The sequence below is a fragment of the Streptomyces sp. NPDC093252 genome (assembly GCF_040683675.1).
Lineage (GTDB): Bacteria > Actinomycetota > Actinomycetes > Streptomycetales > Streptomycetaceae > Streptomyces.
The window spans coordinates 498,264-521,034 of sequence record NZ_JBFBEM010000005.1; the positions used below are offsets into that span (position 1 = coordinate 498,264).

At 72.0% G+C, this 22,771-nt stretch carries 21 protein-coding genes and 2 rRNA genes; 5 read left to right on the forward strand and 18 right to left on the reverse strand.

Annotated elements, in window-relative coordinates; genetic code table 11:
- Positions 1 to 38: 38 nt before the first annotated feature.
- Both AB0O01_RS13895 and AB0O01_RS13900 read right to left on the reverse strand, forming a co-directional pair.
- The gene (locus AB0O01_RS13895; RefSeq protein WP_365313076.1) at positions 39 to 1,268 is read right to left on the reverse strand and encodes a PLP-dependent aminotransferase family protein; all 1,230 of its coding nucleotides are present in this window, start codon (positions 1,266 to 1,268) and stop codon (positions 39 to 41) included.
- A gap of 102 nt (positions 1,269 to 1,370) precedes the next feature.
- A complete protein-coding gene (locus tag AB0O01_RS13900; protein ID WP_365313078.1) occupies positions 1,371 to 2,657 on the reverse strand; it encodes a helix-turn-helix transcriptional regulator in 1,287 nt (428 codons plus the stop codon).
- Between the two features lie 200 nt (positions 2,658 to 2,857).
- On the opposite strand from AB0O01_RS13900, the gene AB0O01_RS13905 reads away from it, so the two are divergent.
- On the forward strand, positions 2,858 to 3,538 hold the full coding sequence (locus AB0O01_RS13905; RefSeq protein WP_365313080.1) for a DUF4232 domain-containing protein: 681 nt from the start codon (positions 2,858 to 2,860) through the stop codon (positions 3,536 to 3,538).
- Positions 3,539 to 3,553: 15 nt separating this feature from the next.
- On the opposite strand, the gene hemB is transcribed toward AB0O01_RS13905, so the two are convergent.
- Complete coding sequence (gene hemB, locus AB0O01_RS13910; protein WP_365313082.1) at positions 3,554 to 4,546, reverse strand: porphobilinogen synthase; 993 nt, start codon at positions 4,544 to 4,546, stop codon at positions 3,554 to 3,556.
- Between the two features lie 138 nt (positions 4,547 to 4,684).
- Here hemB and AB0O01_RS13915 point away from each other — a divergent pair, with 138 nt between their 5' ends.
- Positions 4,685 to 5,221 carry a hypothetical protein gene (locus AB0O01_RS13915; protein WP_365313084.1) on the forward strand — a complete coding sequence of 179 codons (537 nt, stop codon included), beginning with the start codon at positions 4,685 to 4,687 and terminating at the stop codon, positions 5,219 to 5,221.
- 17 nt (positions 5,222 to 5,238) lie between these two features.
- On the opposite strand, the gene AB0O01_RS13920 is transcribed toward AB0O01_RS13915, so the two are convergent.
- From AB0O01_RS13920 to AB0O01_RS13940, 5 genes are all read right to left on the reverse strand, one after another.
- Positions 5,239 to 6,936 (reverse strand): bifunctional uroporphyrinogen-III C-methyltransferase/uroporphyrinogen-III synthase, encoded by a 1,698-nt coding sequence (locus AB0O01_RS13920; RefSeq protein ID WP_365313086.1) that lies wholly within the window; start codon positions 6,934 to 6,936, stop codon positions 5,239 to 5,241.
- Positions 6,933 to 7,892, reverse strand: coding sequence for a hydroxymethylbilane synthase (hemC, locus tag AB0O01_RS13925; protein WP_365313087.1), 960 nt, complete (start codon positions 7,890 to 7,892; stop codon positions 6,933 to 6,935). The genes AB0O01_RS13920 and hemC overlap by 4 nt, the downstream gene beginning before the upstream one ends.
- Positions 7,889 to 9,613: a glutamyl-tRNA reductase gene (locus AB0O01_RS13930; protein ID WP_365313089.1), complete on the reverse strand. Its 1,725-nt coding sequence runs from the start codon at positions 9,611 to 9,613 to the stop codon at positions 7,889 to 7,891. The genes hemC and AB0O01_RS13930 overlap by 4 nt, the downstream gene beginning before the upstream one ends.
- A complete protein-coding gene (locus tag AB0O01_RS13935) occupies positions 9,610 to 10,395 on the reverse strand; it encodes a redox-sensing transcriptional repressor Rex (protein WP_365313090.1) in 786 nt (261 codons plus the stop codon). The genes AB0O01_RS13930 and AB0O01_RS13935 overlap by 4 nt, the downstream gene beginning before the upstream one ends.
- A gap of 279 nt (positions 10,396 to 10,674) precedes the next feature.
- Positions 10,675 to 10,977: a glutaredoxin family protein gene (locus tag AB0O01_RS13940; protein WP_365313092.1), complete on the reverse strand. Its 303-nt coding sequence runs from the start codon at positions 10,975 to 10,977 to the stop codon at positions 10,675 to 10,677.
- 127 nt (positions 10,978 to 11,104) lie between these two features.
- Here AB0O01_RS13940 and AB0O01_RS13945 point away from each other — a divergent pair, with 127 nt between their 5' ends.
- The 3 genes from AB0O01_RS13945 (at position 11,105) to AB0O01_RS13955 (ending at position 14,759) form a co-directional block, all read left to right on the forward strand.
- Complete coding sequence (locus tag AB0O01_RS13945; protein WP_365313094.1) at positions 11,105 to 12,031, forward strand: HAD-IB family hydrolase; 927 nt, start codon at positions 11,105 to 11,107, stop codon at positions 12,029 to 12,031.
- 431 nt (positions 12,032 to 12,462) lie between these two features.
- Positions 12,463 to 13,254 (forward strand): ECF subfamily RNA polymerase sigma factor, BldN family, encoded by a 792-nt coding sequence (locus AB0O01_RS13950; protein ID WP_365313096.1) that lies wholly within the window; start codon positions 12,463 to 12,465, stop codon positions 13,252 to 13,254.
- 245 nt (positions 13,255 to 13,499) lie between these two features.
- Positions 13,500 to 14,759, forward strand: a complete 1,260-nt coding sequence (locus AB0O01_RS13955) for a DUF5667 domain-containing protein (RefSeq protein ID WP_365313098.1) — start codon at positions 13,500 to 13,502, stop codon at positions 14,757 to 14,759.
- 111 nt (positions 14,760 to 14,870) lie between these two features.
- On the opposite strand, the gene AB0O01_RS13960 is transcribed toward AB0O01_RS13955, so the two are convergent.
- The 10 genes from AB0O01_RS13960 to AB0O01_RS14005 form a co-directional block, all read right to left on the reverse strand.
- Positions 14,871 to 15,947, reverse strand: a complete 1,077-nt coding sequence (locus tag AB0O01_RS13960; RefSeq protein WP_365313099.1) for a lysophospholipid acyltransferase family protein — start codon at positions 15,945 to 15,947, stop codon at positions 14,871 to 14,873.
- A gap of 34 nt (positions 15,948 to 15,981) precedes the next feature.
- A complete protein-coding gene (locus AB0O01_RS13965) occupies positions 15,982 to 17,037 on the reverse strand; it encodes an NAD-dependent epimerase/dehydratase family protein (protein ID WP_365313100.1) in 1,056 nt (351 codons plus the stop codon).
- A gap of 323 nt (positions 17,038 to 17,360) precedes the next feature.
- Positions 17,361 to 17,459, reverse strand: coding sequence for an AURKAIP1/COX24 domain-containing protein (locus AB0O01_RS13970; RefSeq protein WP_003948845.1), 99 nt, complete (start codon positions 17,457 to 17,459; stop codon positions 17,361 to 17,363).
- A gap of 111 nt (positions 17,460 to 17,570) precedes the next feature.
- Positions 17,571 to 17,780, reverse strand: coding sequence for a helix-turn-helix domain-containing protein (locus AB0O01_RS13975; RefSeq protein ID WP_365313102.1), 210 nt, complete (start codon positions 17,778 to 17,780; stop codon positions 17,571 to 17,573).
- A 129-nt stretch (positions 17,781 to 17,909) separates the two neighbouring features.
- Positions 17,910 to 18,725 (reverse strand): phosphatase, encoded by an 816-nt coding sequence (locus AB0O01_RS13980; RefSeq protein WP_365313104.1) that lies wholly within the window; start codon positions 18,723 to 18,725, stop codon positions 17,910 to 17,912.
- A gap of 481 nt (positions 18,726 to 19,206) precedes the next feature.
- The gene (locus tag AB0O01_RS13985) at positions 19,207 to 20,382 is read right to left on the reverse strand and encodes an acetoin utilization protein AcuC (RefSeq protein WP_365313105.1); all 1,176 of its coding nucleotides are present in this window, start codon (positions 20,380 to 20,382) and stop codon (positions 19,207 to 19,209) included.
- Positions 20,333 to 21,559 carry an MFS transporter gene (locus AB0O01_RS13990; RefSeq protein WP_365313107.1) on the reverse strand — a complete coding sequence of 409 codons (1,227 nt, stop codon included), beginning with the start codon at positions 21,557 to 21,559 and terminating at the stop codon, positions 20,333 to 20,335. Before AB0O01_RS13990 ends, AB0O01_RS13985 begins: the two co-directional genes overlap by 50 nt.
- A gap of 82 nt (positions 21,560 to 21,641) precedes the next feature.
- The gene (locus AB0O01_RS13995) at positions 21,642 to 22,286 is read right to left on the reverse strand and encodes an HAD family hydrolase (RefSeq protein WP_365313109.1); all 645 of its coding nucleotides are present in this window, start codon (positions 22,284 to 22,286) and stop codon (positions 21,642 to 21,644) included.
- Positions 22,287 to 22,359: 73 nt separating this feature from the next.
- Positions 22,360 to 22,476, reverse strand: a 5S ribosomal RNA gene (gene rrf, locus AB0O01_RS14000).
- 95 nt (positions 22,477 to 22,571) lie between these two features.
- A 23S ribosomal RNA gene (locus AB0O01_RS14005) occupies positions 22,572 to 22,771 on the reverse strand; the annotation flags it as partial.

The following is a 22,771-nucleotide window of genomic DNA, read 5'->3' on the forward strand; positions in this document are numbered from 1 at the left end:
CACCCGGCGCACCGGCCCCCACCCGGCGCACCCGGCGCTCACTCCCCCAGCAGCCCCGCCCGCAGCCGCCCCAGCCCGACCCCGATCTCCTCCGGCGTCTGCGTCACGAAGCAGAGCCGCAGCGTCGCCCGGTCGGGCTCCCCGGCGAAGAAGGGCGCCCCCGGGACATAGGCCACGTCGTGCGCGACGACCCCCGGCAGCAGCGCGGTGGTGTCGTACGACTCCGGCAGCCGCGCCCAGAGGAACATGCCGCCCTCGGGCCGGTTCCAGGTCGAGCCCTCGGGCAGGGCATCGGCAAGACCGGCGAGCATGGCGTCCCGCCGCTCCCGGTAGACGGCGGCGACCCGGCCGACATGGGCGTCGAGATCGCGGTCGGCGAGATAGCGGGCGGCGGCGAGCTGGTTGACGGTCGGGGTGTGCAGATCGGCGGCCTGTTTGGCGACCACGCAGGCCCGCAGCAGCGGGGCGGGGGCCCGCAGCCAGCCGAGCCGCAGCCCCGGTGCCATGACCTTGGAGAGGGAACCGAGCAGCGCGACCCGGTCACCGGCCCCGGGCTGCGCCGCGATCCACGGCACCCGCTCGCCCTCGAAGCGCAGTTCGCCGTACGGGTCGTCCTCGACGATCCACAGCCCGCGCCGGGCGGCGACGGCGGCGACGGCGGCCCTGCGGTCGGCGGGCAGGGTGCGGCCGGTGGGGTTCTGGAAGGTGGGGACGGTGTAGAGCAGCTTGGGCCGCTCCCGCACCACCAGTTCCTCCAGCGCCCCGGGATCGATGCCGTACGCGTCCCCGGGCACCGCCACCACCCGCGCCCCGGCGAAGCCGAACGCCTGGAGCGCGGCGAGGTAGCACGGGTCCTCGACCAGCACCGTGTCCCCGGGTTCGAGCAGAGCCGTCGCGACCAGCGCCAGCCCCTGCTGGGACCCGGTGGTGACGATCAGGTCCCCGGCATCGGTGGCGAGCCCGCGCCCCCGGAACCGCCCCGCCAGCCCCTCTCGCAACGCGGGCTCGCCCTCGGTCGTCGCGTACTGCAACGCCCGCTCCGGCGTCTCCGCCAGCACCGCCCGGAACGCCTCCGCTATCCCCTCCGTGTCGAACAGCTCGGGCGCGGGCAGCCCACCCGCGAAGTTGATCATCTCGGGCCGGGCGGTGACGGCGAGGATGTCCCGCACCGGGGACCCCCCGACGGCCCGTGCCCGCGCGGCGAACGGGGGCAGGGCGGCGGGCCCGGAGCGGGCGGGCGGAAGGGGCGCGGACTCGGCGACGGTCATGGGCGGCGGCTCCTCAGGTGGCTGGATCCGCGCAGCCTACGGAGATGACTGCACCCTGCACAGACATTTCCGCGATCCGGACGCTCCACTGGCCCTCTCCCCTCAGGGCCCCTCCCCGTCCCCCTCCGTCCCGTCCACCGCGTCCACCCACTCCTCGCCGCCCAGCGGGAACTGGTACCCCGGCCGCCCGTTGTTCCCACTCGTCCGGAACGGCCGCCCACCGTCATCGACGACGACCGTCCCCCCACGCTCCCCACTGGACCAGCGCAGCTCCAGATACCAGGACACGTCGTACGCCGAGGCGTCCGCGGTGATCTCGAAGACCTCGGGATCCGACTCGCTGACCTTGAACGGGAAGTCCCGCTGTCCCGCCCCCGCCACCACCTCGGGCCGCGCCCCGTCGAGCGCGACACTGAACGGCCGCACCGGTACGTCCCCTCCGCACCCGACACCCATCACATAGTCGTTCCAGGCGAGCGGCGTGTCCCGGCCGACCACCCGGACCGCGAGCCCCTCCACGACCACGGTGTCCGCCCCGGTGCCCTGCACGGTCAGCGACAGCACCTGCTCCCCCGCCGACACCGCCCGGTACGCCCCCACCCACGCGGGCGCGTCCTGCTCCACGGGCGGCGGCCCGACCTCGGCCGGCGCACGGTCGATCAGATAGTGCTGGGAGCAGGGCCCTTCCCAGGTGTACGGGCGGGTGGTGACGGCGAGCGGCGGCACCCCCGCGTCCACCGCGCCCCCACCACCCCCCACAGAAGCGGAAGCCGAAGCCGAAGCCGAAGAGGACGACGAGACCGAGACCGACGGCGAGGACGCATCCGACGGCGAGGCCGAACCCGGGACCGACGGCGATCCACCACCCGACGGCTCCCCGGACCCCCCGCCGACACCGGGCCCCACCCCCGCCGCCCGCTCGCCCCCGCCCCGCCCGGCCCCCTCCGTCGGCAGCCCCACCGCGAACGCGACCGCCCCGAGCACCGCGGCCAGGGCGACCCCGGCGAGCACGACGGTACGCCGCCGCAGCCCCCGGGCCCGCCCCGCGGCACCGGCCGACAGCAGCGGCGGCCCCGGCAACTCCACAGCCGCCGCAACCTCCTCCGAAACCTCGGCCTCCTTCTCCTCGGCCCCCTTCTTCGCCCCGCTCCCCCGCATCGCGTCGGCCAGCACCCACCGCCGGTGCAACTCGACCAGTTCCTCCGGCGCGGCCCGGCACACCCGGGCGAAACGCTCGACGGGCGCGTAGTCGGCGGGGACGGCATCGCCGTTGCAGTAGCGGTGCAGTGTCGACGTACTCAGGTGCAGCCGCTTGGCGAGCACCCCGTAGCTGAGTCCGGAGCGCTCCTTCAGCTCCCTCAGAAGTTCCGCGAACCCGGTCGGACCCATGCCTTCCGACACCCGTTCTTCCCTCTCCCTCGTCCCATTTCCCCGTTCCAGGGGAACGACGTTCCCCCAGGTCAGACGGTTGCAGTCATTCCAGCGTCCCGAATGGCCCGGGAGCGCTGGCGGCCGGGACGAACCGGCGGACAAGCTCCGGTCATCCCAGCACGCCACACCTCGGACCTGCACAGAAACGGGGATCCACCATGCGTACGTTCCACCGCACCCGACTGCTCGCCGCCACCGGCGCCGCCCTCACCGCCCTCGCCCTGACCGCCTGTGCGAACGGCACCGGCACCCGCGACGAGGGAGCCCCCACCCTCACCGAGCAGACCCCGGAACCGGACACCACCACCACCGGCAAGGACGGCGACACCGCCCCCTCCGGCCAGGGCGGCACCACCACCAACACCCCCCGCCCGAACCCGGACCCGACCCGGAACCCCACCCCGGACGACAACGACTGGACCCTCTGCAACGGCACCAACACCCGCACCACCGTCCAGGAGGTCCCCCGCCCCCTCAACCACATGCTGATGACCGTCACCAACACCGGCTCCGAGGTCTGTGCCCTGATGTACTACCCGGTGATCCGCTTCGACGAGATGCAGTGGGTGCCGCAGGCCATCGAGGACACCAAGCCCCAGTCGGTGCCGATGCTGGAGCCCGGCGAGTCCGGCTACGCCGGTATCCGGCTGAGCGCCGCCGACGGCTCCGGCACGGGCGGCAGCACCGGCCGCAGGCTCACGGTGATGTTCCAGGGCCCCACCCCGGACAGCGACGGTGGCCCCTCGGCGACCCCGACCCTCCCGGCCGGGGGCATCCACTACGACAGCACCCTCTCGGTGACGTACTGGCAGTCCGAGCCCGGCAGCGCCCTCGACTGAGGGCCCGGCGGCGGCTCAGACCAGCTTGCGGGCCACTTCGGTGGCCCAGTAGGTGAGGATGTTCTGCGCACCGGCCCGCTTGATGCCGGTGAGCGTCTCGATGATCGCCCGGTCCCGGTCGATCCAGCCCTTCTCGGCGGCGGCCTCGATCATCGAGTACTCCCCGGAGATCTGATAGGCGGCGACCGGTACGTCGACGGAGTCGGCGACCTTGGCGAGCACATCGAGGTACGGCCCGGCGGGCTTGACCATCACCATGTCGGCGCCCTCCGCCAGATCCAGGGCCAGTTCCCGCAGCGACTCCCGGACATTGGCGGGGTCCTGCTGGTACGTCTTGCGGTCCCCGGTCAGCGAGGAGGCGACGGCCTCCCGGAACGGTCCGTAGAAGGCGGAGGAGTACTTGGCGGTGTAGGCGAGGATCGCCACGTCCTGCCGCCCGATCCGGTCCAGGGCCTCGCGGACGACCCCGACCTGCCCGTCCATCATCCCGCTGGGCCCGACGACATGGGCCCCGGCGTCGGCCTGGACCCGGGCCATCTCGGCGTACCGCTCCAGGGTGGCGTCGTTGTCGACCCGGCCCTGCGCGTCCAGCACCCCGCAGTGGCCGTGGTCGACGGTCTCGTCCAGGCACAGGTCGGACATCACCAGCAGGGCGTCACCGACCTCGGTGCGGACGTCCCGCAGGGCGACCTGGAGGATCCCGTCGGGATCGGTGCCGGGCGTGCCGAGGGCGTCCTTCTTGCTCTCCTCGGGCACCCCGAACAGCATGATCCCGGACACCCCGGCCTCGACGGCCTCCACGGCGGCCTTCTTGAGGCTGTCCCGGGTGTGCTGGACGACACCGGGCATGGCGGCGACCGGCACCGGCTCGCTGACGCCCTCCCGGACGAAGGCGGGCAGGATGAAATCGGCGGGGTGCAGCCGGGTCTCGGCCACCATCCGCCGCATCACGGCAGACCCGCGCAGCCGGCGGGGCCGCGCCCCGGGGAAGGATCCGTACTTCGACATGCCCCCTACGCTACGCCCGCCGCCCCGCCCCCTTTGCCGACGCCCGGTCGGCCCGCCCCGGCCCCGCGCGGGAACGCGGGCCCCGCACCCTGCGTCCTAGACAGCGACACCCGAGCGCATGAGTGGAGTGAGTACCGCATGGCCATGGTCGGCCTGTTCTGGATCACCGAGGGCGATGTCTATCTGGGCTCGAAGCCGTCCGGCCTCGCCCCCGGCGTCCGACTGACCCCGGAGGGCGTCCTGGCCCTGGGCGACAGGCAGTCGGCCCTCTACCCCTGGGAGGACGTCCGCTCCCTCACGGTCACCGATGTCCCCGTCCAGACCCTGCGGCGCCGGGCGGGCGCGGTGACGGACCTGGCGCTCGGCACGGTCGGCGCGGTCCTGGACATGGCCCCGGGCCCGTACAGCGGCCTCGCGGAGGGGGACCCGGCGCTGATGACGGTCCGGGTGGAGACCCCGGACGCGACCCACGAACCGAGCGTGTACGTGGCGGCGGCCACCGGCTACACCGCCTCCGAGGCCGCCCTCTCCCACACCGTCCTGGCCCGCCTCACCGAGGGCGCCGCGACGATGTCGACGACGCTGTCGGCCATGGCCGACTGGGGCCGCACGGCGGGCCCGGCCACCCCGAAGCGGGCGGCCCGGGAACAACTCCTGCGCACCTGGGCGCAGTAACCCCGGGCCGCGCTCCCCTATGTCGTACTGCGCCTGCGGCGCGCCCCCGGCCGTCGCTCGCTGGGCCGGGTGACCGTCTCGCCCGCCTCGACCGCGGCGGTCCGCCGCCGCGTGCCGAACTCGGCCAGCGCCTCCGCGAGCCGGTGCACGGAAGGCTCGGGAGCCATCACGTCCACCCTGAGCCCGTGCTCCTCGGCGGTCTTGGCCGTGGCGGGCCCGATACAGGCGATCACGGTCACGTTGTGCGGCTTCCCGGCGATCCCGACCAGGTTGCGCACGGTGGAGGACGAGGTGAAGAGCACGGCGTCGAAGCCGCCGCCCTTGATCGCCTCCCGGGTCTCGGCCGGCGGCGGCGAGGCCCGCACGGTCCGGTAGGCGGTGACGTCGTCCACCTCCCAGCCCAGCTCGATCAGCCCGGCGACCAGGGTCTCGGTGGCGATGTCGGCCCGCGGGAGGAACACCCGGTCGATCGGGTCGAACACCGGGTCGTACGGCGGCCAGTCGTCCAGGAGGCCCGCCGCGGACTGCTCCCCGCTCGGCACCAGGTCCGGCTTCACACCGAACGCGATCAGCGCGTTGGCGGTCTGCTCGCCCACCGCGGCGACCTTGATCCCGGCGAAGGCGCGGGCGTCGAGCCCGTACTCCTCGAACTTCTCCCGGACCGCCTTGACCGCGTTGACGGAGGTGAAGGCGATCCACTCGTAGCGGCCGGTGACCAGGCCCTTGACGGCCCGCTCCATCTGCTGCGGAGTGCGCGGCGGCTCGACGGCGATCGTCGGCACCTCGTGCGGTACGGCCCCGTAGGAGCGGAGCTGGTCGGAGAGCGACGCGGCCTGTTCCTTGGTCCGCGGCACCAGCACCCGCCAGCCGAACAGCGGCTTGGACTCGAACCAGGAGAGCTGGTCGCGCTGGGCGGCGGCGCTGCGCTCACCGACCACGGCTATCACCGGCCGCCCGCCCTCGGGCGAGGGCAGCACCTTGGCCTGCTTCAGGGTCTGCGCGATGGTGCCGAGGGTGGCGGTCCAGGTGCGCTGCCGGGTCGTCGTCCCGGCGACGGTGACGGTGATCGGGGTGTCCGGCTTGCGGCCGGCCGACACCAGTTCCCCGCAGGCCGAAGCCACCGAGTCCAGGGAGGTCGACACCACGACCGTGCCGTCCGACGCCCCGACCTCGGTCCAGCACCGGTCGGAGGCGGTCCGGGCGTCCACGAACCGGACGTCCGCGCCCTCCGCGTCCCGCAGCGGCACCCCGGCGTAGGCGGGCACGCCGACGGCGGCGGCGATCCCGGGGACGACCTCGAAGGGCACCCCGGCGGCGGCGCAGGCGAGCATCTCCTCGGCCGCGTAGGTGTCCAGCCCCGGGTCCCCGGAGACGGCACGCACCACCCGCCTGCCGCCCCGCGCGGCCTCCATGACAAGATGTGCGGCATCCCGATGGGCAGGGCTCTGAACGGGAGTTGACGAACCGTCAACGACCGTGAGCTGCGGTGTGCCCGGATCGGAGGCGCGGGACTCCGGATCCGTGTTCACCACGGAGACGCCCGGCCGCGCGTGGACGCGTACGACGTCGAGCACCTCATGCTCGGCGACCAGTACGTCCGCGTGCGTCAGCGCCTCCACGGCGCGCAAGGTCAGCAGTCCCGGATCTCCGGGTCCGGCACCCAGGAAGGTGACGTGCCCGTGGTCGGGACCGGCGGGAAGGGTGGTGGGGCTCACTGTGCTCGCTCCCCCATCAGACCGGCCGCGCCCTGGGCGAGCATCTCGGCGGCGAGTTCGCGGCCGAGAGCCATCGCGCCCTCGTGCGTCTCGGGCACGGGACCGGTGGTGGACATCTGCACCGTACGGGTGCCGTCGGTCGTGCCGACGACGCCCCGCAGACGCATTTCCTTGGCAGTCCGCCCGTCGCCCAGCAGGTCGGCCAGCGCGCCCACAGGGGCGGAGCAGCCGGCCTCCAGGGCGGCGAGCAGTGATCGCTCGGCGGTCACGGCGACCCGGGTGAACGGGTCGTCGAGTTCGCCGAGCAGGGCGATCAGCTCCGCGTTGTCCGCGGTGCATTCGATCGCCAGTGCCCCCTGGCCGGGGGCGGGCAGAACGGTGTCGACCGACAGGAAGTCGGTCACTTCGTCGCCGCGGCCGATCCGGTTGAGCCCGGCGGCGGCCAGTACGACGGCGTCGAGGTCCCCATCCTGCACGTACCGGATGCGGGTGTCGACGTTTCCGCGGATCGGGACGGTCTCGATGTCCAGCCCGTGGCCGCGCGCGTACGCGTTCAGTTGCGCGGTGCGGCGCGGTGAGCCGGTCCCGATCCGGGCCCCGCGGGGCAGGTCGGTGAACTTCAGCGCGTCCCGGGCGACGATGACGTCCCTCGGGTCCTCGCGCGGGGGCACGGCGGCCAGCGCCAGGTCGGCGGGCTGGGCGGTCGGCAGATCCTTGAGGGAGTGGACCGCGAAGTCGACCTCGCCGCGCAGCAGCGCGTCCCGCAGCGCGGTGACGAAGACACCGGTGCCGCCGATCTGGGTGAGGTGCTCGCGGGAGATGTCGCCCTGGGTGGTGATGGGGACGAGTTCCACGGGACGTCCGGTGACCTGGCGCACGGCGTCGGCCACCAGTCCCGACTGGGCCATGGCGAGCCTGCTGCGCCGCGTCCCCAGTCTCAGTGCCTTCTCGGTCATACCCGTCGGTCCTTCACTTCCGTGCTGTCCTCGGCCCGGGAAACGGCCTGGGCAGCCTGGGAGACGGCGGCGACCGTCTCGGGGTCGAGGTCGAACAGGGTCCGCAGCGCGTCCGCGTACCCGGCGCCGCCGGGTTCGGCCGCGAGCTGCTTGACCCGTACGGTCGGCGCGTGCAGCAGCTTGTCGACGACGCGGCGCACGGTCTGGGTGATCTCGGCGCGGTGCTTGTCGTCGAGGGCGGGCAGCCGCCCCTCCAGCCGGGCGATCTCCTGGGCGACGACCTCGGCGGCCATGGTGCGCAGCGCGACCACGGTCGGGGTGATGTGCGCGGCACGCTGGGCGGCGCCGAAGGCGGTGACCTCGGCGGAGACGATTCCGCGCACCAGGTCGACATCGGCGGCCATGGGCGCGTCGGCGGAGGCTCCGGCGAGGGTCTCGATGTCGACCAGCCGGGCCCCGGCGAGGCGGTGGACGGCGGCGTCGATGTCGCGGGGCATGGCGAGGTCGAGCAGGAACAGCACCGGCTCGGGGCGCCCGGGGGCGGCCACCGGTTCGGGCTTGCGGTGCTCGGGGACCCGGCCGGTGGCGGCGGCGGTCACGGCGAGCGCGCTGATCAGTCCGGCGTCGGCGCCGGGCCCGCGCCGGGCGCTCTCGCGCCGCTCGGCGGCGGCTCCCCCGGCCGCCCAGGTGGCGTGCTGCTCCAGCGTGGCCGCGTCCATCCCGGCGACGGCGGCCTCGCCCAGGACGGAGAACCCGGGCTGGGCGGCGGCGAGGTCCAGCGGACACCCGTCCTCGCTCCCCACGGAGGTCGGCGGCAGCCCGCCCCCGGGCCGGGTACGGCTCTCCCGGTCGTCGTCGATCTCGACCGCGGGCACGCCGGTGCGGCCCTCCAGGGCCTCGGCGATCAGGTCGGCGGTGAGGACGAGCCCGGTGGCTCCGGTGCAGGAAACGGCGATGTCGGCACGTGTCAGCTCGTCCGGCACCGCGTCCATCGGTACCGCGCGGGCCAGCACGTCCGTTTCGCCGGACTGGTGAAGGATCTCGGCCAGCCGCCCGGCGCGCTCGGCGGTGCGGTTGGCGATCACGATCTCGGCGACCCCGGCCCGCGCCAGCGTGGCGGCGGCCAGCGAGGACATCGAGCCGGCCCCGATCACCAGGGCCCGCTTCCCGCGCGCCCAGGCGGCCGTCTCCGCACCGGCGGCGAGCTGCTGGAGCCCGAAGGTGACCAGCGACTGCCCGGCGCGGTCGATGCCGGTCTCGGTGTGGGCGCGCTTGCCGACCCGCAGGGACTGCTGGAACAGGTCGTTGAGCAGCCGCCCGGCGGTGTGCACGTCCTGGGCGGTGGCCAGCGAGTCCTTGATCTGCCCGAGGATCTGCCCCTCGCCGACGACCATGGAGTCGAGCCCGCAGGCCACCGAGAAGAGATGGTGGACGGCCCGGTCCTCGTAGTGCACATAGAGATGGGGGGTGAGTTCCTCCAGGCCGACCCCGCTGTGCTGGGCGAGCAGCGTGGACAGCTCGGCGACCCCGGCGTGGAACTTGTCGACGTCGGCGTACAGCTCGATGCGGTTGCAGGTGGCCAGCACCGCCGCCTCGGCGGCCGGGTCGGCGGCGACCGTGTCCTGGGCCAGCTTGATCCGGGCGTCACCGCTCAGCGCGGCCCGCTCCAGGAGACTGACGGGGGCACTGCGGTGGCTCAGCCCGACGACGAGCAGACTCATGCCGGCATCACGGCGGGTACGTCCCCGTCGGGCCCCTGCTCGGCGGACTCCTTGACGCCCTTGCGGGCGGCGGGCGCGGCGCTCCCGCCGGAGCGCTCCTGCTCCTGCTGCTCCTGCTCCTCACCGGCCTTGCGCTGCTCGTGGAAGGCGAGGATCTGGAGTTCGATGGAGAGATCGACCTTGCGGACGTCGACACCCTCGGGAACGCTCAGCACGGTCGGGGCGAAGTTCAGGATCGAGGTGACCCCGGCGGCCACCAGCCGGTCGCACACCTGCTGGGCGGCCCCGGCGGGGGTGGCGATCACCCCGATCGAGACGCCGTTGTCGGAGATGATCTGCTCCAGATCATCGGTGTGCCGCACCGGGATCCCGGCGACGGTCCGCCCGGTCAGCGCCGGATCGGCGTCGATCAGCGAGGCGACCCGGAAACCGCGGGAGGCGAACCCGCCGTAGTTGGCGAGCGCGGCGCCGAGGTTACCGATACCGACGATCACAACCGGCCAGTCCTGGGTCAGCCCCAGCTCGCGGGAGATCTGGTACACGAGATACTCGACGTCGTAGCCCACGCCACGCGTCCCGTAGGAACCGAGATACGAGAAGTCCTTGCGCAGCTTCGCGGAGTTGACCCCCGCGGCGGCGGCCAGTTCCTCGGATGAGACGGTGGGCACCGAACGCTCGGAGAGCGCGGTGAGGGCACGGAGGTACAGCGGAAGCCGGGCGACGGTGGCCTCGGGAATCCCTCGGCTACGGGTCGCCGGTCGGTGAGTTCGGCCAGTTGCCACGGTGCTCCTGCGGGTAGAGCGGGGCTGCGGGCGGGCATGTGTCTCCGGTGTCCCCGGACCGCCCCGTCGACAGCAGGCTATGTCTTTGTGAACGCGTGCACAAAGATGGTGTCCGATTTGCCCGGCGAACGTGACCGGGGTCACGCGCCCCCGGCGCACACATCGGACACCGGCGCACAGGCACCGCGCACCCACGACCCTGGGGGTCAAACCGCACACACTCCTTCAAGGTCCACGCCCCCGAGACCGATTCGCCGTCGATCCTAAGCGATTTTCGGACTACTTGTACTGGCCGGTCAGTGCCTTCCTCAGCCGGTCCGGGTCGACCCGCCAGAACGTGTGCTGCTTCCCGTCGACCAGCACCACGGGAATCTGCTCCCAGTAGGCGTCGTACAACGCCCGGTCCCCGGTGATGTCCTTCTCCTCCCAGGCGGCCCCCACCTCCCCGCACACCTTCTCGACCACCGTCCGGGCGTCGTCGCACAGATGGCAGCCGGGCCTGCCGATCAGGGTGACGACCCGCCCACGCGGATCCGGGCCACCGGCACCGCCGGATTCCTTGCGCCGAAAGAGGGGACTCATGACGTCATTGTCCCGCCGGAACCGCCCGCCGCACCCGCCCCGCCGTCACGCCCGGGACGCGGAGAGTTCACACCCCGCAAACCTCCCCACTCCGGAACCACCGAACAGACTGGCTATGCTCACGGACATGGCCGCTCTACGATGGCTCACCCCCCGTAGGCGCTCCGCCACGGCGCGGAGCGTTCTGGCAGGCGAGGCTTCGGCCGAGGCCGCGCGCAAGACCACCGAGGGGTCCGCCGCGGAACCGGCCGCCGGCGGGGAACCCGCGTTCCCGGTCCCCGGCGACACCCGCGCCGCCGCCTTCTTCGACCTGGACAACACGGTCATGCAGGGCGCCGCCCTCTTCCACTACGGCCGCGGCCTCTACAAGCGGAAGTTCTTCGAGACCGGCGACCTGCTGAAGTTCGCCTGGCAGCAGACCTGGTTCCGACTGGCCGGCTTCGAGGACCCGGACCATATGCAGGACGTCCGCGAGTCCGCCCTGTCCATCGTCAAGGGCCACCGCGTCGCCGAGCTGATGTCGATCGGCGAGGAGATCTACGACGAGTACATGGCCGAGCGCATCTGGCCCGGCACCCGCGCCCTCGCCCAGGCCCACCTGGACGCGGGCCAGCGGGTCTGGCTGGTCACCGCCGCCCCCGTCGAGATCGCCACCGTCATCGCCCGCCGCCTGGGCCTGACCGGCGCGCTCGGCACGGTCGCCGAGTCGGTCGACGGCGTCTACACCGGCAAGCTGGTCGGCGAACCGCTGCACGGCCCGGCGAAGGCGGAGGCGGTCCGCGCCCTGGCCGCCGCCCAGCACCTGGACCTGACCCGCTGCGCCGCCTACAGCGACTCCCACAACGACATCCCCATGCTGTCCCTGGTCGGCCACCCCTACGCCATCAACCCCGACAGCAAGCTCCGCAAGCACGCCCGCACCCTCGACTGGCGCCTGCGCGACTACCGCACGGGCCGCAAGGCGGCCAAGGTCGGCATCCCGGCGGCGGCAGGAGTGGGCGCGGTGGCGGGCGGCACAGCGGCAGCCATCGCCCTGCACCGAAAGCGCCGCTAGCCCCGCACGCCCCGCCCCGGGCCCCGGCACCATTCGAGTGACCCCCACCACCACACACCCCCACCCCGCACAAACACCGACACACCCGAAAAACCCCGACACACCCAACCGGCCCATCCCCGAAAACCGGCCAATCGTCGGACCGTACCCAAGAAACCCCCTGACCACTCCCCTTGTCCGCGCACCGCCACAACACGCCCCGTATCCACCCCCAAACCGATCCGATCCAATCAACAGCCGTTCAGACATCGACACTTGATCGAGCATCAACCGGTTACAGAAGCGACGTAATCGATGATTTGAGCAACTGGGTGTAGCAGGGCCTGCACGAAGCGTTATTCTCCTCAGACGCAAACCGGTACCCCTCCGTCGCTACGACGGGTGAACGGTCCCGCACTGCACGTGATGGAAGCTCTGCCTCTGGGAGTCCCGTGTACCCACACGTCGGGGTTGACGCCTCGGGCCTGGCTACGCTGCGCGCAACGGTCCAACAACTGCTGCGCGACCTCGTCCCCACCGCGTACGCCGTCCCCGCCCTCGCCTCCACCTCCGCCACCGCGCCCGTAGGCCCGTGCTACGCACTCGCCGAAGGAACCGCCGCGGTCGGCAGAAGGTCCCGCACGACCGGCGCCGCAACCGCGACCGCCCCCGCCCGCCGTCCCGCGGCCGACAGCGACAGCGCCCGCATGATGGATCTCGTGGAGCGCGCCCAGGCGGGCGAGGCCGACGCCTTCGGCCGCCTCTACGACCAGTACAGCGACACCGTCTACCGCTACATCTACTACCGCGTCGGCGGCAAGGCCACCGCGGAGGACCTCACGAGCGAGACCTTTCTGCGCGCCCTCCGCCGGATCGGCACCTTCACCTGGCAGGGCCGCGACTTCGGCGCCTGGCTGGTCACGATCGCCCGCAACCTGGTCGCCGACCACTTCAAGTCCAGCCGCTTCCGGCTGGAGGTCACCACCGGCGAGATGCTCGACGCCAACGAGGTCGAGCGCTCCCCGGAGGACTCGGTCCTGGAGTCCCTCTCCAACGCCGCCCTGCTCGACGCGGTCCGTCGGCTCAACCCCCAGCAGCAGGAATGCGTGACCCTGCGCTTCCTCCAGGGCCTGTCCGTCGCGGAGACCGCCCGCGTCATGGGCAAGAACGAGGGCGCGATCAAGACCCTCCAGTACCGCGCCGTCCGCACCCTCGCCCGGCTGCTCCCCGAGGACGCCCGCTGACCCCCACTTCGCTCACACACGTTCAGCAACCATCAACTCACGGTCAGTGAAAGTCCGTTGGCTCCCCGATCCGATCATCCGCAGTCCGTAACCCAAGTGCCGCGCCGCTCGTTGTGCGGGATGCAGGCTCCCTGTGGTCACCCCCTGGCCGACTCCGATCACCCGATCGTGTGCTCATGGCCAGGGCGTGCAACCCTCAGGACCCCCTGGGGAGTCGACCGTCATGACGAGAGGAGGTGCCGCCAGTGATCGCGAACGTATCGGCACACCGGCGGGCGAACGCCTTCGCCCAGGCCACGGAGGAACAGTCCGGCCGGGGCACGGCGGCCGAGCAGACCGAGGGTTCGCCCCCGGCCGCGGCAGCCGCCGAACAGACCGAGCAGGGCCGTCTGCTGGCCCTCGCGACCCGTCTCGGCGAGCTGCCCCGTCCGGAGCTGGACCCCGAGGTCAAGGTCGTTCAGCGGGCACAACTGGTGGCCGCGATGGAGGCAATGCTCCAGGAGGGCACCGCCACAGCGGCGGCAGCGGACCCTTCGGTGCCCGAGCAGCGCTCCCGTAGAACCAAGGGCGCTCACCGGGCCGCCTCACTGGGGAAGTTCCGCCCGCGCAGTCGGCTCGCCAAGGGCCTCACGGCCGGCGGTCTGAGCGTGAGCGTGGCGGCGGGCGCCTTCGGCGGAGTCGCCGCCGCCAGCTCCGACGCCCTCCCCGGTGACTCGCTCTACGGCCTCAAGCGCGGCATAGAGGACTTCAAACGCGGCCTCGCCGACGGTGACGACGAGCGCGGCGAGGCCTACCTCGACCAGGCGTCCACCCGGCTCAACGAGGCCCGCCGCCTGATGGACCGCGGTCGCGGCGGCCAACTCGACCACGAATCCCTCGGCGAGATCCGCCGCGCCCTCTCCGGGATGACCCACGACGCCTCCGAGGGCCACCGGCTGCTCACCGCCGCCTACCAGCGCGACCCCGACTCGATCGGCCCCATCCAGGCCCTCTCCTCCTTCTCCCGGTCCCACCGCGACGCCTGGGGCGCCCTGCGCGACAAGCTCCCGGTCCAGCTCGGTGATGTCAGCGAGCAGGTCACCTCGGTCTTCGACGCCATAGACCAAGAGGTCGCCCCGCTCCGGTCCCTGCTTCCGCAGCCCCCCGCCAAGAACGGCTCCGGCCCGTCCGGCGGCAACGGCCGCAGCAGCAGCCCCGGCAGCGACCGCACCACCGGCTCCGCCGACCCCGGCCGGTCGTCCGCCACCCCCAGCACCGGCCAGGGCACCGCCGACGGCGGACAGTCCCGCACCGGCACCCCCAGCCGCCCCGCCGACCCCGGCACCGAACAGAACGACGGCCTGCTAGGCGGCGGCACCGGCGGCCTGCTGGACCCCCCTAAGCACACCGGCGGCACCAGCCCGACCCCCACCAAACCACCCAGCGCCGAACCCGACGTCACCCTGCCCCCGCTCCTCCCGGGCCTCCTGCCCGGCCTGGGCATCGACAGCGAGGACGCCGAGTAACCCGCACCACGAGTTCCACGCCGATGGGGGCGCCCTTTCTCACCAGGGGCGCCCCCATCGCCGTACCCGAAGAGCAAGCCCCAGAAGAGCCCGGGTGAACTCAGAAGAATCTCAGAAGAACACCGAGCGGCGCTGTACCAGCAGCTTGTACAGGGTGTGCTGGATCTGCTCGCGGACCTGGTCGGTGAGGTTGAACATCAGCATCGGATCCTCCGCCGCCTCCGGCGGATACCCGTCCGTCGGGATCGGCTCGCCGAACTGGATCGTCCACTTCGTCGGCAGCGGCAGCGCGCCCAGCGGACCCAGCCACGGGAAGGTCGGGGTCAGCGGGAAGTACGGGAAGCCCAGCAGCCGGGCCAGGGTCCTGGAGTTGCCGAGCATCGGATAGATCTCCTCGGCGCCCACGATGGAGCACGGCACGATCGGAGCGCCCTGCCGCAGCGCCGTCGACACAAAGCCGCCCCGGCCGAACCGCTGGAGCTTGTAGCGCTCGCTGAAGGGCTTCCCGATGCCCTTGAACCCCTCCGGCATCACCCCGACCAGCTCGCCCTGCGCCAGCAGCCGCTCGGCGTCCTCCGCGCAGGCCAGGGTGTGCCCCAGCTTGCGGGCCAGCTCATTGACCACCGGCAGCACAAAGACCAGGTCGGCGGCGAGCAGCCGCAGATGCCGGTCCGCCGGATGATGGTCGTGCACGGCGACCTGCATCATCAGCCCGTCCAGCGGCAGCGTCCCGGAGTGGTTGGCGACGATCAGCGCACCGCCCTCGGCCGGGATGTTCTCGATGCCCTTCACCTCGACCCGGAAGTAGTTCTCGTACACCGGGCGCAGCAGCGACATCAGGACCTGGTCGGTGAGCTCCTCGTCGTAGCCGAAGTCGTCGATCTCGTAGTCGCCGGTCAGGCGGCGGCGCAGGAACGCCAGTCCGCCCGCGATCCGCCGCTCCAGGCCACTGCCACCGCTGCCGCCGTCCGGCGCCGCCGCCGGTTCCTCACTGGTCACCCGACCATCATCCTGCGTCCCGCCGGACCGCTCCTCGGCGGGCGGGGGACCGAGGCGCTCGTCGAGCTGATGGACCGGCGACGGCTCCCCGCCGCCCCGGCGAGACGCCGTCCGGCGGCGCGCCGGGCGCTGCCCCGCGCCCCCGCGGGACCGGTCGTCGTCGAACGGAATGACCTTGGCATCCGCCATCGTTGCTGCGCTCCTCGATCGGCGCCGGTCGGCGCTAGTCCGTGCTCGGGGGGTGGCCGTCGCCGGCGACGGGCAGCGCGGCGAGGCGGTCGACGGCACGGGCGACGGTCTCGGGCGGCAGCAGCCCGGGGCCCCGGCCGCGCGCGAAGTCCGCGAAGGTCTCCGCGGTGGTGTACTTCGGCCGGAACCCCAGGGTCTCGCGCATCTGGACGGTGGAGACGGCCCGGCCATGGGTCAGCAGCCGGATCTGCTCGGGCGAGAAGTCGGTCATGCCGAGCGTGCGCACCAGGGACCCGGCCCAGGTGACCGCGGGCAGCAGCAGCGGCACGGTCGGCCGCCCGAGCCGCCGCGCGCACTGCGACAGCAGCAGCACCCCGTCCCCGGCCAGATTGAACGTGCCGCTGTTGAGAGTGCCCCGGCGCGGCTCCTGCGCGGCGATCCGCAGCACGTCCACGACATCGTCCTCGTGCACGAACTGGAGCCGGGGGTCGTAGCCGAGGACCGTCGGCAGCACCGGCAGCGAGAAGTACGCGGCGAGCGGCGAGTCCGCGCTCGGCCCGAGGATGTTGGCGAACCGCAGCACACACACCGCGACATCGGGCCGCCGCCGGGCGAACCCGCGGACATAGCCCTCGACCTCGACGGTGTCCTTGGCGAAGCCGCCGCTGGGCAGTGACTTGGGCGGGGTCGTCTCGGTGAACACCGCCGGATCGCGCGGCGCCGACCCGTACACATTCGTACTCGACTTCACCACCAGCCGCTTCACCGTGGGCGACTTCTGGCAGGCGCCGAGCAACTGCATGGTGCCGATGACGTTGGTCTCCTTGACCGCGGCCCGGCCGCCGCCACCCAGCGCGGTCGCCGTGACATCCATGTGGACGACGGTGTCGGCGCCGCTCTCGGCGAGCACCCGGGCGATGGTCGGCTGGCGGATGTCCGCGCGGACGAAGTCGGCGTCGCCGAGCCCGTGCTCGGGCTCCACGGCGTCCACCGCGACCACCCGGTCCACGCCGGGGTCCCGCTGGATCCGCCGGACGAACCGGCCGCCGAGCCGCCGCGCCACTCCGGTCACCAGCACGACCTTGCCCAAGACCAGCGCCCTTCCTCCCGGGGTACCGCGCCACTGCGCTGCCGTACCGTGCTTCTGCCGCCAACCTAGCGCCTCGACGTTGCGCTGTGATGACCGCACGACCGCCGAGCCGCCGATTCCCACCGGTCCCACCGGTCCCACCGGTCCCGTCCGTGACCGACGGCCGACGACCCCGGGCATGACGATGGCCCCCCACCGGTCCAGGACCGATGGAGGGCCATCCACATTTCCCGCGCTCGACGGCATCACCCGCGTCGCAGAAGCATCAGCAGCACGGCGACGGCGACCGGGGAACTACCCCGCGGCCACCACGCCGCACGCCGCTACTTCTTGTTACGACGCTGGACGCGCGTGCGCTTGAGCAGCTTGCGGTGCTTCTTCTTGGCCATCCGCTTGCGCCGCTTCTTGATAACAGAGCCCACGACTACCCTCGCTCACTTCTCATCACTCGGTGTTTGGGCGCCATGGGCCCACACGACCTACGAGGGGCTAGCCTACCCGCCCGAGCGCTGAGGTCGTAATCGAGGCGATCGTCAGGCCGTCTCCACCCCCACATAACTGTCGCGGAGGTATTCGTGAACCGCGTTCTCGGGGACGCGGAAGGACCGCCCCACCCGAATCGCGGGCAGATGACCGCTGTGCACCAACCGGTACACGGTCATCTTCGACACTCGCATCACCGAGGCGACTTCCGCCACGGTAAGGAACTGAACCTCGCTGAGAGGACGATCGCCAGCAGCCATGACACACCTGAACCTTCCGCACTCGACGGCCACCGGCTTCCCCTTCCGGTGACTCTTCGTCGTTGCGTGCTCACTCCCCAATGTAGGGGCGGGTGATGCGAGTGGGGAAGAGGTGCACCCATCGGCGGCCTACTGTGACAGACACGCTCGATTGAGTACGTAGCGGGTCAGCGGCAGGTAGTAATCGGATCGCACGCCGTCATCAAGGGGAACGGCGACGGACACCCGCCCCTCCGCCTCCCCGACGAACAGCGCGGGATCGTCCGTATCACCCAGACCGATGGCCTCGAACCCTAGCTGACCTGCTCCGCAGACCCAGCCGTGGTCCCCGATCACCAACTCCGGCAGCGGCCCGCCGGCCTCGGCGAGCGCCGCCAGCGCCACCCGTACCGGCAGCGGCGAGTGGGCATGCGCGCCGGTCGCACCCCGGAGCCCCCCGGGGTGGTGCGCCCGCACGAACCCGACACCCCGTACGTAATCAAGGTTGTACGTGCGTAGACCGAACCGGGTCGTTATGTCGACACAGCGACCCTGCGCCGGGGTGAGGACATCACATCCCGCCGTCGACAAAGCGTCCGCGAGCCCGGCGTAGAAGCCCAGCAGCGCGGCCGGATGCCCGGTCCCGATCAGCACCGGCCCCTTGCGCTGAGCCACCTCGGCGATCCGCTCGGCGAACCGGTCCAGCGCGAGCAGCGTCCGTAAGGGATCGATCACATCCGGCCCCTCCACACAGCGCGGATCCGGAGATACCCCGCACTTCTCCGCCATCAAACCGATCAACTCCGGCTCGCCCCAGGCCCCCTCGGGATCGATCCCGATCAGCACTCGGGGATCCCGGGCCGCGAAGAGCCGATAGCTCCGCAGGCTCGTCTCCCGCCCGGTGGCCACGACCCCGGCGATCCGGCAGCCGACCACATGCCCCAGAACCCCACCACGACCGAGCACGGCCCCGATGCTGCCGCACCGCCGCACGACCCACCCCGTACTTCGCCGAATCCCCCACGACCGGGGGTAGCGGGAGGGGCCTCCGGCCGCGTACCGGGTGGCCGGACATCGCCGGGGGCCTCGACGGGGGGCGGGCGCTGCTGCCGGGTCCTCGGCGGTTACGGCCGGACCTTCCGAGGCCGGGCCCTCGGCGTTCACCGCCGGACCCGGCGAGGGCCGGACCCTCGGCGTTACCGCCGGACTCTCCGAGGCCGGACCTCGGCGTTCGCCGCCGGATTCTCCAGTGGCCGAGCCCTTCGGTGGCTGGCCTTTCGGTGGCTGGCCTTTCGGTGACCGTAGCCTCTGGCGGCTGGCCTCCCGGTGACCGAACCCTCCGGGCGGCTGACGCTCCGATGACCGAACCCCCCGGGCGGCTGACCCTCCGATGACCGGCCCCCCGGCGGCTGGACCCTCCAGGGACCGCCCCCCCCAAGACGGGCCGTCAAGCCAGCAGCCCCCGCAGCGGAAACACCGCCCGCCGGGTCGCCAGTACCGCCTGGTCCACCCGGTCCCCCGGGTCGTACCCGTCCTCCCAGGCCCCCCACCCCACCGGCCACCGCCCGTCCGTCATCCGGGCCGGCCCCAACTGCCGGGTCCGGGCGTAGACCTCCGCCCGCCACCCCTCCGGCACCACCGTCTCCGGCGCCACATCCCGCCCCGCCGCGATCCCCACCAGATGCGCCCACGACCGCGGCACCACATCCACCACCGCGTAGCCACCCCCGCCGAGCGCCACCCACCGCCCCCCGGCATGCTCGTGCGCCAGTTCATGACAGGCGACCTGCACCGCCCGCTGCGCGTCCAGCGACACCGCCAGATGCGCCAGCGGATCCTCGAAATGCGTATCCGCCCCGTGCTGGGTCACCAGCACCTGCGGCCGGAAATCGGCCAGCAGCTCCGGCACCACCGCGTGAAAGGCCCGCACCCATCCCGCGTCCCCCGTCCCCGCGGGCAACGCCACGTTCACCGCCGACCCCGCGGCGGCCCCCGCCGCCCCGGTCTCCTCCGGCCACCCGGTCTGCGGGAACAGCGTGCGCGGATGCTCGTGCAGCGAGATCGTCAGCACCCGGGGGTCGTCCCAGAACGCCGCCTGCACCCCGTCCCCATGGTGGACATCGACATCGACATAGGCGACCCGCTCCGCCCCCAGCTCCAGCAGCCGCGCGATCGCCAGCGCCGCGTCGTTGTAGACACAGAACCCCGACGCCGCCCCCGGCATGGCGTGATGCAGCCCGCCGGCGAAGTTCACGGCATGCGCCACCTCCCCCCGCCACACCGCCTCGGCCGCCCCCACCGACAACCCGGCGATCAGCGCCGACGCCTCATGCATCCCGGCGAACGCCGGATCGTCCACGGTCCCCAGCCCGTACGAGGGATCCGCCGCCGCCGGATCCGCCGACGCGGCCCGCACCGCCGCGATGTAGTCCTCCCGGTGCACCAGCCGCAGCGTCGAGTCCCCGGCCTGCTTCGCCGAACCGACCTCCAGCGCCTGGTCCAGGCCCAGCGCCCCGACCAGCCGCCGGGTCAGCTCCAGCCGGACCGGATCCATCGGATGCTCGGGGCCGAAGTCATAGCCCGTTACCGCCTCGTCCCACATCAGCCGTGCGCGACCGCTCATGCCCGCCACCGTATCGGTCCCCCGGACCCTCGAACGACCGGGCGTACACCAGCGTCACCAGCACCAGAACCATCGGCACGAGCATGGCCCCCCGATAGCTCCACACATCCCCGAGCGCCCCCACCAGCGGCGACCCGATCAGAAACCCGACGTAGTTGAAGACATTGAGCCGCGCCACCGCCGCGTCCGAAGCCCCGGGGAACAACCGCCCGGCCGCCGCGAACGTCTGCGGCACCAGCACACACAGCCCCAGCCCCACCAACGTGAACCCGAGCATCTCCACCCAGGCCCCCGGCGCCCCCGCCACCACCGCGAACCCACCCGCGGCCACCACCGCCCCACCCCGCACCACCGCCACGGCCCCGAACCGCCGCACCCCGAAGTCCCCCACGGCCCGCCCCACCAGCGTCGTCACCATATAGACGTTGTACGGCACAGTCGCCGTCTGCTCCGACGACCCCAGCACATCCTGCAAGTACTTGGCACTCCAATTCGACACCGTGGAGTCCCCGATGTACGCGAACGTCATCACCAGACACAGCGGCAGCAACGCCCTGAACACCACCCCGGACGCCTCCGCCCCGTGAGCACGGTCAGACCCCGCCCCCTTCCCCTCCCCGCCCCCATCCACATACCACCGGCTCCCCACCAGCGCCGCCGGCACCAGCACCAACACCACCGGCAGATACGACACCCACAGCGCGAGCCCCCAGTGCGCCCCCATCCAGGCCAGCGAGGCCCCCAGAATCCCGCCCAGGCTGTACGCGGCATGAAACCCGAGCATGATGCTCCGCCCGTACGCCCGCTGCAAACTGACGCCGAGCATGTTCATCGAGGCGTCGAGCGCCCCCACCGCCAGCCCGAACACCGCGAGCGAGACGGCCAACTCGGCCATCCGCTCCCCGGCCCCCACCCCGAACAGCGCCAGCAGCACCACCGGTTGCGACCACCGCAGCACCGCGCTGGGCCGGACCCGCCGCACCAGCCGCTCGGTGACCACACTCCCGACCCCGGCCAGGATCGGCACCGCGGCCAGAAAGACCGGCAGCAGCGCGTCGGACACCCCGTACCGGTCCTGCACCGCCGGGATCCGCGTCACCAGCAGCGCGAACGCCACCCCCTGCGCGAAGAAGCCGAACGCCAGCGAAGCCCTACCGCGCCGCAGCACTTCCGTCATGGCGGCGAGCGTAGGGCCCCCGGCGCCCCCTGCCTACATCAAGCCAAAGATGAATTCCCCTCAACTTCACAGCACCCCACCTTCACACCACCAGCCCGACCAACTCCCCCATCCCGAAGAACACCCTCCCCGCCCCCTCAAGCCGCTCCACCGGAGTCATCCCGGCGAACCCGACCACATCCATCCCCGCCGCGACCCCCGCCCGCACACCCAGCGCACTGTCCTCCACCACCACACACCGCTCCGGCGCCACCCCCATCACCCGCGCCGCATACAGAAACAGATCCGGCGCCGGCTTCCCCCGCCCCACATCCTCGGAACTGAAGATCCGCCCGTCGTCGAACCACCGCTCCAGCCCGGTGACCCGATGCCCCACCCGAATCCGCTCATGACTCCCCGACGAGGCAACGCAGTACGGCACCCCCTCCGCCGTCAGCTTCTCCAGCACCTCCACGACCCCGTCGACCGGCCGCAACTCCCGCTCGAACGCAGCGAAGACCCGCTCATGCAGCACGTCATCGAACTCCGCCGGCAACCGCTCCCCGGTCCGCTCCAGCACCAGATCATGCACCCGATGCACAGCGGCCCCCATGTAGTCCCGCAGCGAGTCCTCGTACGAGGTCGGGTGCCCCAGCTCGGTCAGATACCCGGCGAGCACCCGATTGGAGATCGGCTCGCTGTCGACCAGCACTCCGTCATTGTCAAAGATCACAAGGTCATAGCGCATACCCCGACCTTAAACTCCCGGGAAACGCAGAAGAGCCCCATACCCAAAGGTATGAGGCTCTCCCCCAAAATTTGTTCGGCGGCGTCCTACTCTCCCACCGGGTCCCCCCAGCAGTACCATCGGCGCTGTAAGGCTTAGCTTCCGGGTTCGGAATGTAACCGGGCGTTTCCCTCACGCTATAACCACCGAAACACTATGAAACTGTTCAAACCAACCGCACCACCCGAAAACTGCTGGGCGGGGTTGTTCGTGGTTTCAGAACCAACACAGTGGACGCGAGCAACTGAGGACAAGCCCTCGGCCTATTAGTACCGGTCACCTCCACCAGTTACCTGGCTTCCAGATCCGGCCTATCAACCCAGTCGTCTACTGGGAGCCTTAACCCCTCAAGGGGGTGGGAGTCCTCATCTCGAAGCAGGCTTCCCGCTTAGATGCTTTCAGCGGTTATCCCTCCCGAACGTAGCCAACCAGCCATGCCCTTGGCA